Here is an 11660-nt window from a genome sequence, read left to right on the forward strand (position 1 = left end):
ATGGCTTGGTACATTCTTCGGCGTCTGCTCCAGATGATCCCGGTATTCCTGGGCGCGACGCTACTCATCTACGCGATGGTATTTCTGATTCCGGGTGACCCGATCAAGGCGCTGGCGGGCGAGAAACAGCTCACGCCGGCGGCCGAGGCGGTGCTGCGTGCGCGCTACCACCTCGATCAACCTTTCATCATGCAATATCTGCATTACCTGAAAGGCATTCTCACACTGGACTTCGGCACCTCGTTCTCAGGGCGCCCGGTGCGTGACGAACTCGTGCGCGCGTTCCCGATCACCATCAAGCTCGCGTTTCTCGCGGTGCTGATCGAGGGCTTCTTCGGGATCGTGTTCGGTCTGATCGCGGGATTGCGCAAGGGCAAGCTGTTCGATTCGACCATGCTGATCGCGAGTTTGGTGATCATCGCGATGCCGGTGTTCGTGGTCGGCTATCTCGCGCAGTTCCTGCTCGGTGTGAAGTGGGGGATCGCCCCGGTCACCGTCACGGGCAAAGCCAGTCTGGGTGAGCTGATCGTACCCGCGTTCGTGTTGGGTTCGCTGTCTTTCGCGTATGTCTTGCGATTGACCCGAAACTCGGTGGCGGAGAACAAGTCCGCCGATTTCGTGCGCACCGCCACCGCGAAGGGGCTCAGCCGCCGCCGGGTGGTGAACGTGCACATTCTGCGCAACTCGATGATCCCGGTGGTCACCTTCCTCGGCGCCGATTTCGGCTCGCTGATGGCGGGCGCGATCGTCACCGAGGGCATCTTCAACATTCCCGGCGTCGGCGGCACCATGTACCAGGCGATCATCCGCGGCGAACCGCCCACGGTGGTGTCGTTCGTGACGGTGTTGGTGGTGCTGTTCCTGCTGATGAACCTGCTCATCGACCTGCTCTACGCCGCGCTGGACCCGAGGATTCGTTATGCATGACAAACAACAGCATTTCGTAGCCGCCGCCGACGAGGTGGAGGTGCTGGCCACCGACCGGGTGGTGGACAAGGGCACGCCGACCAGCATCTGGGGCGACGCGTGGCGCAGGCTGCGCCGCAACCCGGTGTTCCTGGTCTCGGTCGTGCTGATCACGTTCGTCATGCTCGTGGTGGTGTGGCCGTCGTTGTTCACCAGCCAGGACCCGCGCGCGTGTTTCGGCGAGTTCGGCATGGACGGCCCGCGTGAGGGTCACCCGTTCGGTTTCGACAAGCAGGGCTGTGATGTGTTCGCGCGCACCATCTATGGCGCGCGAGCGTCGGTGACGGTCGGCATCGGATCGGCGTTCCTGTTCCTGATCGTGGGCGGTCTGCTGGGCGCGATCTCCGGTTTCTACGGTGGCTTCCTCGACACGATCGTGTCGCGTATCGCCGAGATCTTCTACGCCATCCCGATGGTGTTGGCCGCGATCGTGCTGCTGCAGCTGCTGCGGCCCGCGGGGATCATGACCGTGATCGGAATCCTGGTCGCGTTCACCTGGCCGCAAGCCGCGCGTATCACCCGTGGTGCGGTGATCGAAGCCAAGAACGGTGAATATGTCACCGCGGCAAAGGCATTGGGCGTGTCTCGGATCGGCACGCTGATGCGGCACGTGCTGCCCAACTCGGCGAGTCCGCTGATCGTGGTCGCCACGATCTGGCTCGGTGTCTTCATCGTCACCGAGGCGACGCTGTCGTTCCTGGGCGTCGGTCTGCCGCCCGACATCGTGGCGTGGGGCGCCGACATCAGTCGCGCCAAGAACGAGATCCGAACCTCGCCGATCCTGTTCTATCCGGCGACCGCGCTGGCCATCACGGTGCTGAGCTTCATCCTGCTCGGTGACGCGGTGCGCGACGCGCTCGATCCGAAGGAGCGCACCCGATGACTGTCGACAAATCCGTACCGTTGCTCGAAATCCGTGACCTGGACGTCAGTTTCACCTCCGACGGCAAGAACGTGCCCGCCGTGTGCGGCGTGAACCTGACCGTCTACCCGGGTCAGACCGTGGCGATCGTGGGCGAGTCCGGTTCGGGCAAATCCACGACCGCGCACGCGATCATCGACCTGCTGCCCGGCACCGGCAAGGTGACCGGCGGCTCGATCATGTTCGACGGCAAGGACCTGACCACGGCGTCGGAGAAGGAGATCGTCGCGGTTCGCGGCAACGGCATCGGCCTGGTTCCGCAGGACCCGATGTCGAACCTGAACCCGGTGTGGAAGATCGGCTTCCAGATCCGGGAAACGTTGGTGGCCAACGGTGTCTGCACCGGCGCCGAGGCCCGCAAACGGTCGGTGGAGTTGCTCGCCGAGGCGGGCATGTCCGATGTCGAACGTCGCGTGAACCAGTACCCGCACGAGTTCTCCGGCGGTATGCGTCAGCGTGCGCTGATCGCGATGGGGCTGTCGTGCAGGCCGAAACTGCTGATCGCCGACGAGCCGACCTCGGCGTTGGACGTGACTGTCCAGCGCCAGATCCTGGGGCATCTGGAAAAGCTCACCACCGAGCTGGGCACCGCGGTGCTGCTGATCACCCACGATCTGGGTCTGGCCGCCGAACGGGCCGAGCACCTGGTGGTGATGTATCGCGGCAAGGTGGTGGAATCCGGTCCGGCGCTGCAGATTCTGCGCGATCCGCAGCACGCGTACACCAAGAAGTTGGTGAATTCCGCACCGTCGCTCGCGGCTTCGCGGATGTCGTCGTCGCGGCAGCGGGCGCAGGTGCGCGCTGCGGCGGTCGAGGTCGCGGAGCAGGCGTCCGATGATCTGTCCGACACCGTGTTGGATGTGCGAAACCTGTCCAAGGCGTTCAAGATTCGCGGCAAGCGGCCGTGGCAGTCCACGGACTTCATCGCCGTGGACGACGTGAGTTTCACGGTCGAACGCGGCACCACCACCGCGATCGTGGGCGAATCGGGCTCGGGCAAGTCGACCATCGCGCAGATGGCGCTGGGCCTGCTCGAACCGACCTCGGGCAGCGTCTGCTTCGACGGCAAAGACGTGGCGAAGCTGGACAGCAAGGGCGCCTTCGCCTTCCGGCGCCGGGTACAGCCGATCTTCCAGAACCCCTACGGTTCACTGGATCCGATGTACTCGATCTTCCGCACGATCGAGGAACCGCTGCGGGTCCACAAGATCGGCACACCCGCCGAACGGGAAGCGACCGTGCGCGACCTGCTCGACAAGGTCTCGCTGCCCACCTCGGTGATGCGGCGCTACCCCAACGAGCTGTCGGGCGGTCAACGCCAACGCGTGGCGATCGCCCGCGCGCTGGCACTGTCCCCGGAAATGGTGGTCTGCGACGAGGCGGTCTCGGCCCTGGACGTCCTGGTCCAAGCCCAGATCCTGACCCTGCTCAACGACCTGCAAGCGGAGTTGGGCCTGACGTACCTGTTCATCACCCACGACCTGGCTGTTGTCCGGCAGATCGCGGACAATGTGCTGGTCATGCGTGAGGGCAAGGTGGTGGAAGCGGCTACGACGGACGAGGTGTTCGCGTCGCCGCGTGAGGAGTACACGCGGGCGTTGCTCGAGGCGATTCCTGGTCGGGAGTTGCTCACGGGGTAGGTCGGGGCGCGCGTCACGGGGGAGGCGTGGCGCGCGCTCGGGGTGGATGTGACGGTGGGGCCCGCGCTGTCCGGGCGGTAACCTGCTTGCCGTGACTGATCCGCTGCAGCCCCTGGTCGACCTGCCCGGCGTGCGTGAAGCCGCCGACAAGGCGCGCGACGCGCTCGCGGCCGTGCACCGGCACAAGTCGAACCGGCGCGGCTGGGCGACCACCGCCGCCGAAGCCGCCGTGCGTGCGGCTCGTTCCTCCGCGGCCATCGAAGGCGCGAGCACCGAGCTGCCCGCCGACGGCCAGGTCACCGACCCGGTGTTGGCCGGCGCCTTGCGGGTGGGCCAGGCCCTCGACGGCGACGCCCTCAACAACCTCGTCGGCACCTGGCGACGTGCCCCCCTGCAGGCCCTGGCCCGCCTGCACCTGCTCGCCGCCGCCGACCTGGTCACCGACGAACAGGACCTGGGCCGCCCCCGCTCCGCCCCCGGCGTGGCCGAACGCCTCGACCTACTCGCGCAAACCATCCACACCAGCAAGGCCCCCGCCCCCGTGATCGCGGCCATCGTGCACGGCGAACTGCTGTCGCTACGCCCCTTCGGCACCGCCGACGGCGTCGTAGCCCGCGGCGCCTCCCGCCTGGTAGCGGTAGCCAGCGGCCTCGACCCCCACAGCCTCGGCGTCCCCGAAGTCTTCTGGCTGCGCCGCCACCCGGCCTACCTCGACGCCGCCGCGGGCTTCGGCCTCGGCACGATCGAGGGCGTCGGCGGCTGGGTCGTGTTCTGCTCCGGCGCATTGGAAGACGGTGCCCGCGAAGCGAACTCGATCGCTGACTCAGCCGCGGGCTGACACACACGAAACGGGCGGCGTTGTCGATTGCTCGACCTCACCGCCCGCGTAGCACGGAACACCGGGTTACCAGGCGTGCAGAGTGGGTTGTGTTCGGTGGCCTCGGCGTTAATCCCAGCCCCGCCGGTTCTTCCCCGCAACCTGTGCGAGGCTTCCGCCGACGTCGGCTCGGATTTCGCAGGCCCACAACCGTTTCGGCCTTGTCGCGGCGCGCTGCGCGTGGGTGCCTGGCGTCCGTGCTGGGAAGGTGGGATGGGAGGCGAAACCTTCTCTTCCGGCTCCGTCTTGGCCTTCCGTCCTTCCGTGACTCCATTCTTACACTGTGACCGCACTCGCATCAAGGGTTTCGCGGGCATTACTGAATCCCGCAGAATTCGGCGTGTCACCCGGAGATTCGTGCTCGTTCCGGGTCAGCGCCGTTTGCGCAGCAGCCAGTAGCTGATCGTGCCCGCGACGATCGCGCTCAGTCCCACGGCGGCCGTCGCGGCGACGGTGGTGGTCGACGGTGTCTGGAATCGCGACCACAGTGACACCGGATTGGAGAAGGTGAGTACCGGCCAACCGTGCGTGGCGGCCTCCTTGCGCAACCCGCGGTCGGGGTTGACCGCGGTCGGATGGCCGACCACGCTCAGCATCGGCACGTCGGTCACCGAGTCGGAGTAGGCGTAGCACCGCGACAGGTCGTAACCCTGTTCGGCGGCCAGCTTTTCGATAGCGGTGACCTTGCCCTCGCCGTAGCAGTAGAACTCGATGTCGCCGGTGTACTTGCCGTCTTCGACCACCATCCGCGTCGCCTCGGTGTGCGAAGCGCCCAGCGCTTCCGCGATCGGCCCGACCATCTCCTCGCCGGAGGCGGAAACGATCACCACATCGTGGCCGCGAATCTTGTGATCGGCGATCAGATCCGCTGCCTCGGCGTAGATCAACGGGTCGACCAGATCGTGCAGTGTCTCGGCCACAATGCTTTTGACCTGTTCCACATCCCAGCCCGCGACCATGTTGGCCAGGTTTGCCCGCATTCGTTCCATCTGGTCGTGATCGGCGCCGGAAAGCAGGAACAAAAAGTGTGCGTAGCTGCTCTCCAACACGGCCCTGCGGTTGAGCAGACCCTGCGCGTAGAAGGGTTTGCTGAACACGAACGCACTCGACTTCGCGATCACTGTTTTGTCCAGATCGAAGAACGCCGCGACCCGTCCGCCGGGCACCGGGGCACGGCCCGACGTGCCCAGTGTCGGTTCCGTGGGCGAGGTCTGGTCGCGTTCTGGCGTCACGACAACAGAATAGGCACCCGCCGCGCGCGCCGCAGGATCGGCTGCCCGGACCATGGAAAAGGGTTTGCCGTGGGGACGCCGGATGAGGCGAATCGCCGAAGAATGTCGGCAAATGCTACTTGCGCCCGTCGCGGGGTGTGGGTGTAGTATTGCTGGCACCTGGACTTGTTCCAGGCGCGTTCAGCCCGACCCCCCGGGGCTGAACCCGACGGCCCCAGCCTCCTCCCCCCCGGCTGGGGCCGTCCTCTATTCCGGGCCAGAACGTAAAAGTTCTCCACACCCCCGAGTTATCCACAATCAGCGTTTTCGGGGTGTTGACAACTTCGGTATTCGGCCACGCTGAGTCGTATGAACCTCGCCCCGATTCGCGGCAACTCCCCACCTCCGGCGCGCACCGCACCACCTCTAGCGAGCACGGGCCTACCGATCGCGCCGGCTCTCGTACTCGTGCGAGACGAACGGTTACGCGCGGAGGTGCGCAGGGTCGCGGCGGCTGCCGAACGTGTCACCGATGAACGGGTGATGCCCGTCGGTCGGCACGCGTGGTCCGGTGCGGGGATGGTGATCCTCGATACCGACGCCGCCCTCGCTGCCGCGCTTGCCGGGTGTCCGCGGCGGTCGGGGATCGTGCTCGTCACCGAAGGTGAACCCGCCGTTCCTGATTGGCAGGCTGCCACCGCTGTCGGTGCGGAACGGGTCGTGGCGTTGCCGTCGGGTGCTGTCGCGCTGGTCGAACAGTTCGCCGAACATGCTGAATCCCGCACGGGTGAGGGGATCGTGATCGCCGTTGTCGGTGCGGGCGGTGGTGCGGGGGCCTCCACGCTCGCCGCCGCTACCGCGCTGCGTGGAGCTGCGCGTCGGGTTCGCCGTGACACGGTGCTGATCGACGGTGCCCCCCTCGATGGGGGGATCGATCTGGTGCTCGGTATGGAGAATGTGCCCGGCCTGCGTTGGCCAGATTTGGTGATCGAGGACGGTCGGGTATCGGCTGCGGCTCTGCACAATGCGTTGCCTGCGGCGTCGCCCGGGTTGGCGGTGTTGTCGTGCGGGCGAGCGCGGCCCGCTATCCCGGGTCATGGGCGTTCGCCGGCCGCTTCGGGAGGTCACGCGCCGATCGGGCCGACCGCTTCGGGAGGTCACGCGCCGATGGGGCGGGCTGCCTCGGGTGGTCATGCGCCGATCGGGCGGGCTGGATCGGCCGGTCTTGCGATGGTCGATCACCTGGGCGGCGAGTCATCCTTTGTGAATAACTCTGGGGCGCAAGGGTACTCGTCGCAGCCGGGCTCAGTCGCCGGCTGCACGCGGATTGCGGATTCACTGACCGAACTTTCTCCGGCGGCGATGCGTGCTGTCATCGAATCAGGCCGGGACGCAGGCGATCTCGTGGTCTGCGATGTGTCCTGCGAACGAGGGCCGGCGGCCGACGCGATGCTCGATGCCGCCGACTTGGTCGTGCTCATCGTCCCAGCCCGACTGCGCTCCATCGCCGCGGCGGAAGTCGTTTCGGCCTACCTGGGTGAACGAAACCCGAATCGCGGCTTGGTAGTTCGCGGTCCCGCACCCGGCGGACTGCGCGGCGCGGAAGTAGCCGAGCTGCTCGGTTTGCCGCTGCTGGCTGCCGTCCGAGGCCAAGCCGGCCTGGCATCCCGCCTCGAACGCGGCGGCTTGAGCGTCCGCCGCCGGGGTCCGCTTCGCGATGCCGCCGATGCCGTTCTCGCCATGGTTGGAGCGGATGCCCCGTGAGTACGCGACGAGGTCTCGCCAAGGTAGGAGCGAATGCCCCGTGAGTATGCGATGCCATTTTCGCCATGGGCGGAGCAGACGCCCCGCAAGTGTGCGGTGCCGTGCTCGCCGTGGTCAGAGCCGATGCTCCGCGGTGGCGCGATGACTACTTTCGTCACCGTCGACTTGCTCGAACGGGTTCGTGAACGGCTTGCCGAACATCCCGGCGTGCCCGATGCGGCACAGCTGGCCGCCGCGATCCGCACCGAAGCGGGCGGAGTGCTCGCCGACACCGACCTGCTGCGGGCCTTGCGACTGCTACAAACCGAGATGACCGGGGCCGGACTGCTCGAACCGTTGCTGCACGACCCACGCGTAGCGGATGTGCTTGTCACAGCGCCAGATTCGGTGTGGATCGATCGCGGGCACGGACTCGAGTTGACCGATGTTCGCTTCGCCGATGAAGCCGCGGTGCGCCGCCTCGCCCAACGTCTGGCGCTGGCGGCCGGTCGCCGCCTCGACGATGCCCAACCCTGGGTCGACGGCAAACTCGCCGGCACCGAAGCCACCTTGGGCGATGCATTCGGAGTCCGACTACACGCGGTCCTGGCACCGGTTGCGCACGACGGCACCTGCCTCTCCCTGCGCATCCTCCGCCCAGCCACCCAAGGCTTGGACGCACTGGCCGCCGCCGGATCGATTCCACCGGACGCCCGGCGCCTACTCGGCGACATAGTCCGCGCCCGCCTCGCGTTCCTGGTCGTCGGCGGAACCGGCGCGGGCAAAACTACGATGTTGTCCGCATTGCTCGCCGCGGTCGACCCGGCCGAACGGATCATCTGCGTAGAAGACGCCGCCGAGCTCGCACCGGTTCATCCGCACGTAGTGCGCCTGGTCGCTCGAACCGCGAATGTCGAAGGCGTAGGCGCGGTTACGGTCCGCGACCTCGTCCGCCAGGCACTGCGTATGCGACCCGACCGCATAGTCGTCGGCGAAGTCCGCGGCGCCGAAGTCGTCGACCTGCTGACCGCCCTCAACACCGGCCACGACGGCGGCGCGGGCACCGTGCACGCCAACTCACCACAGGAAGTACCCGCCCGCCTAGAAGCCCTCGCGGCTCTGGGCGGCATGGACCGCACCGCACTACACAGCCAATTAGCTGCCGCCGTCCAAGTGGTCCTGCATGTCCACCGCCGATCCGACGGAACCCGAGCCCTGCGCGAAATCGGCGTACTGCAACGAGATTCCGACGGCGTACACATCGCACCGGCCTGGCGATCCGACAACCAGCCAGCTCCCGCCGCCCCCGAGCTGCGCAGGCTGCTGGAGATGCGACTCGGATGAGGTACGCGAAAATCGAAGTAGCGGTTGATGGTTGGGGAACCCGAAGAGCAGGTGTCTCGCTCGTGGCGGGAGGCCACGCACGGGGCGGACCGTTGAGTCGGACTGCACGTATCCCGATTGAGGCGGTAGGTGGTTGGTGCACCCGAAGTGCACGCATTTCGCTCGTGGCGGGAGGCCGCACGCGGGGCGGACCGTCGAGTCGGACTGCACGTATCCCGACCGAGGTGGCGCTTGGTGGGTGGTTCAGCCGAAGTGCACGTATCTACTCGATGGAGGTGGACTGGTGGGCAGTGCGCTGCTGTGTTGTGCGGTCGCGGTGCTGGTGCTGCCGGTGGCTGGTGGGCAGCGGCGGTTCGCCCGATTGTTCGGGGCGGGCAGGAATCGTGCGCCGAGGCGGGTACCTGTGGAGTGGTGTGCAGGAATCACGTTGGGGTGCACGGCGTTTGCGCTCGGGCCCGGGATTGGGGTGGCGGCGCTCATGTTGGGAGTCACTGTCGCAGTGCGGAGGCGGCGTAGTCGTGGCGACCGCGAGCGACGCCGCGAATGCGGGTACCTGTTGGCAGGCCTCGAAGCCGTGGTCGGCGAACTCCGCGTCGGCGCACACCCCAGCGCGGCCGCCGAATCCGCCGCAGGCGAGTCGCGCGGCGAGGCAGCACGGGTACTGGCGATCAGCGCAGGGCGTAGTCGACTCGGCGGCTCCGGTGCCGACGGCTGGATCCAACCGGATTCGATTGTCGCCGAAGAACTGTCGAGGATCGCCGCCGCCTGGCGAGTGGCCGAAGAGCACGGCTTGGCACTCGCGGAACTACTGTCCGCCGCCAGAACCGACCTACTCGGCCGCATCCGCTTCCGAGACCGCACCGAAGCCGCCCTGGCAGGCGCCCGAGCCTCGGCCACCGTCCTGGCCGGCCTCCCACTGGTAGGCATCGGCCTGGGCCAACTGATGGGCGCCGCACCCCTGACCATCCTGTTCACCACCCCGGCAGGCGAACTGTTACTCCCACTCGGCGCAGCCCTGGCCTGCTGTGGACTCCTGTGGACAGATGTCATCACCCGCAAGAGCACAGCCTGACCCCGCTCCACGTCACGCATTCACCGGCGCGGGAGCGGCCGATGGAGGCGCGCTGCGTGACTCAGCGTCGGTCATCGCAGGGGCCGTCGCCGCATCTGCGGCTGGTGTGGAGGCCTGTGGACAGGTGTGGGCGGGGTGTGGACAGGTGTGGATAGGTGCGGGCGGCGCGTGGATGGGTGCAGGCGGGGTGCGGACAGGTGGGTATGGGTGCGGACGGCCCGCGGATGGGTACGGGCGGCGCGCGGATGGGTGGGGATGGTGCGGGCGGCGCGTGGATGGGTGTGGGCAGGGCGTGGACAGGTGTGGATGGGCATGGATGGGTGCGGACAGCTGTGGACGGGTGCGAGCGGGGTGTGGACGGGTGCAGGCGGGGTGTGGACAGGTGTGGATGGGTGTGGATCGAACTTCGAGGAGGGAATTGCTGTGCGGGAGTTGATGAGTGCCCTTTCGCCGGAGGCGTTGTTGCTCGCGGCGGTGGCGATGGTGTTGCTACCCGGACGGGTGGCGGTCAGTCGTCGGGTGCGCGCGCTCGGATCGGCGCAGGTGAGTACGCCGGCGATCGGGTTGGGGACTGCGAGAGTTGATCCGCTCGGGTCCGCTTCGGCGTTCGATCTGCTCGCCGCCTGTTTACGGGCGGGACTGCCGATGGCTGCGGCCGCGCGGGCGAGCGCCGTCACCGCCCCGCCGGTGCTGCGGGCCGCATTGTGCAGGGCCGCAGACCTTCTCGCGCTGGGTGCCGATGCCGCCACCGCGTGGGAACGGGCAGCCGCTGATGCGGTCGGATCGCCGGGTGCCGACGAGGTGGAGTCGCTGGCCAGGATGGCGCGCCGCTCGGCGCGGTCGGGTGCGTCGCTGGCCGCCGCGGTCGGCGAACTCGCCACTCAGCGCCGCGAAGCCGTGGAGGACGCGGCCGTCGCGCGCGCCGAACGGGCGGGCGTGTTGATCGGCGGACCGCTCGGCCTGTGTTTTCTGCCAGCCTTCGTCTGTCTCGGCATCGTCCCGGTCGTCATCGGCCTCGCGGACACGGTGCTCGGCGGCGGTGGGCTGCTATGACCGGCCTCGACGAGGCCGCCGAATCTTCACCGCGCGGAAAAGCCGTGCGGTGCAACCAGAGAGGGGATCACGATGAAGTTCGTTCGCACCGTAAGCACGGAGGCCCGCGCTCGCTTCCTGCGCCTGCTGATCGACGACGCAGGCATGAGCACCGCGGAATATGCCATCGGGACCATTGCCGCGGCGGCCTTCGGGGCCGTGCTCTACGGGGTGGTGACCGGGGACAGCATCGTCACCGCGCTGACCGGCATCATCGACAAGGCGCTGAACACGAACGTGTAAACAGCCGCACCACAACAACTCTCGGCGACGACGCGGGTGCGGTGACGGTCGAGGCCGCCATCGCCCTCGCCGCCCTGGTGTGCGCGGTGGCCCTCTGTATCGGTGCTCTACTCGCCGCATCCACCCAGGTCCGCTGCGTCGACGCCGCCCGCGAAACCGCCCGCCTCGCCGCCCGCGGCGACACCACCCACGCCCTCGCCGCAGGCAGAACAGTCGCCCCGCCAGGCGCAACCATCGACCTGCGCACCGAAGGAGACCGCGTAGTAGCCACCGTCACCGCCGACACGCCACTCCTACCCGGCCTCCGCTTACACGCCGAAGCGGTAGCCGCCACCGAACCAGGAGTCGGCCGGTGATCACAAGGCTCGCAGCAACCTTGCGTCGGCCCGATCGCCCACCACCTGCCGAGAGGCCGGACCCGCCGCTGACGATCGCGCTCAACCCCGGCTACCTGACCGAGCGCCCGGCCGCGCTGCACACCGAGCGCCGGGCCGCGCTGCACGCCGAGCGCCGGGCCGCGCTGCACGCCGAGCGCCGGGCCGCGCTGCAC

General features: G+C 67.7%; 12 protein-coding genes. 11 read left to right on the forward strand and 1 reads right to left on the reverse strand.

Annotated elements, in window-relative coordinates; genetic code table 11:
• The 4 genes from ACFWU5_RS19080 to ACFWU5_RS19095 all read left to right on the forward strand — a co-directional run bounded on the left by ACFWU5_RS19080 (position 1) and on the right by ACFWU5_RS19095 (position 4366).
• Positions 1-927 carry an ABC transporter permease gene (locus tag ACFWU5_RS19080; RefSeq protein WP_379241006.1) on the forward strand — a complete coding sequence of 309 codons (927 nt, stop codon included), beginning with the start codon at positions 1-3 and terminating at the stop codon, positions 925-927.
• Positions 920-1849, forward strand: coding sequence for an ABC transporter permease (locus ACFWU5_RS19085; protein WP_379241007.1), 930 nt, complete (start codon positions 920-922; stop codon positions 1847-1849). The genes ACFWU5_RS19080 and ACFWU5_RS19085 overlap by 8 nt, the downstream gene beginning before the upstream one ends.
• Positions 1846-3528 (forward strand): ABC transporter ATP-binding protein, encoded by a 1683-nt coding sequence (locus ACFWU5_RS19090; protein ID WP_379268118.1) that lies wholly within the window; start codon positions 1846-1848, stop codon positions 3526-3528. The genes ACFWU5_RS19085 and ACFWU5_RS19090 overlap by 4 nt, the downstream gene beginning before the upstream one ends.
• Before the next feature lie 91 nt (positions 3529-3619).
• Positions 3620-4366 carry an oxidoreductase gene (locus ACFWU5_RS19095; protein ID WP_379241009.1) on the forward strand — a complete coding sequence of 249 codons (747 nt, stop codon included), beginning with the start codon at positions 3620-3622 and terminating at the stop codon, positions 4364-4366.
• Between the two features lie 410 nt (positions 4367-4776).
• Here the strand turns inward: ACFWU5_RS19095 and ACFWU5_RS19100 are convergent, their stop codons facing one another.
• Positions 4777-5595: an HAD-IB family hydrolase gene (locus tag ACFWU5_RS19100; RefSeq protein ID WP_379241536.1), complete on the reverse strand. Its 819-nt coding sequence runs from the start codon at positions 5593-5595 to the stop codon at positions 4777-4779.
• A 390-nt stretch (positions 5596-5985) separates the two neighbouring features.
• On the opposite strand from ACFWU5_RS19100, the gene ssd reads away from it, so the two are divergent.
• From ssd to ACFWU5_RS19135, 7 genes are all read left to right on the forward strand, one after another.
• Positions 5986-7380 carry a septum site-determining protein Ssd gene (ssd, locus tag ACFWU5_RS19105; protein WP_379268119.1) on the forward strand — a complete coding sequence of 465 codons (1395 nt, stop codon included), beginning with the start codon at positions 5986-5988 and terminating at the stop codon, positions 7378-7380.
• 141 nt (positions 7381-7521) lie between these two features.
• Positions 7522-8703, forward strand: a complete 1182-nt coding sequence (locus tag ACFWU5_RS19110; RefSeq protein WP_379268120.1) for a TadA family conjugal transfer-associated ATPase — start codon at positions 7522-7524, stop codon at positions 8701-8703.
• A 556-nt stretch (positions 8704-9259) separates the two neighbouring features.
• Complete coding sequence (locus ACFWU5_RS19115) at positions 9260-9775, forward strand: type II secretion system F family protein (protein ID WP_379268121.1); 516 nt, start codon at positions 9260-9262, stop codon at positions 9773-9775.
• A 435-nt stretch (positions 9776-10210) separates the two neighbouring features.
• Positions 10211-10828 (forward strand): type II secretion system F family protein, encoded by a 618-nt coding sequence (locus tag ACFWU5_RS19120; protein ID WP_379268122.1) that lies wholly within the window; start codon positions 10211-10213, stop codon positions 10826-10828.
• 72 nt (positions 10829-10900) lie between these two features.
• Positions 10901-11110 (forward strand): DUF4244 domain-containing protein, encoded by a 210-nt coding sequence (locus tag ACFWU5_RS19125; protein ID WP_379268123.1) that lies wholly within the window; start codon positions 10901-10903, stop codon positions 11108-11110.
• Positions 11111-11151: 41 nt separating this feature from the next.
• Positions 11152-11466 carry a TadE family type IV pilus minor pilin gene (locus ACFWU5_RS19130; RefSeq protein ID WP_379241017.1) on the forward strand — a complete coding sequence of 105 codons (315 nt, stop codon included), beginning with the start codon at positions 11152-11154 and terminating at the stop codon, positions 11464-11466.
• The coding region (locus ACFWU5_RS19135; RefSeq protein ID WP_379268124.1) for a hypothetical protein at positions 11463-11660 on the forward strand (198 nt) is incomplete at its 3' end. The genes ACFWU5_RS19130 and ACFWU5_RS19135, both read left to right, overlap by 4 nt.

Origin of the sequence: Nocardia sp. NPDC058640 (assembly GCF_042716995.1) — a bacterium.
GTDB lineage: Bacteria > Actinomycetota > Actinomycetes > Mycobacteriales > Mycobacteriaceae > Nocardia.

Coding starts and splice junctions, on each gene's coding strand:
- ssd (WP_379268119.1), top strand. CDS start 5,986: ATGAACCTCGCCCCGATTCGCGGCAACTCCCCACCTCCGGCGCGCACC.
- ACFWU5_RS19090 (WP_379268118.1), top strand. CDS start 1,846: ATGACTGTCGACAAATCCGTACCGTTGCTCGAAATCCGTGACCTGGAC.
- ACFWU5_RS19120 (WP_379268122.1), top strand. CDS start 10,211: ATGAGTGCCCTTTCGCCGGAGGCGTTGTTGCTCGCGGCGGTGGCGATG.
- ACFWU5_RS19110 (WP_379268120.1), top strand. CDS start 7,522: ATGACTACTTTCGTCACCGTCGACTTGCTCGAACGGGTTCGTGAACGG.
- ACFWU5_RS19085 (WP_379241007.1), top strand. CDS start 920: ATGCATGACAAACAACAGCATTTCGTAGCCGCCGCCGACGAGGTGGAG.
- ACFWU5_RS19080 (WP_379241006.1), top strand. CDS start 1: ATGGCTTGGTACATTCTTCGGCGTCTGCTCCAGATGATCCCGGTATTC.
- ACFWU5_RS19125 (WP_379268123.1), top strand. CDS start 10,901: ATGAAGTTCGTTCGCACCGTAAGCACGGAGGCCCGCGCTCGCTTCCTG.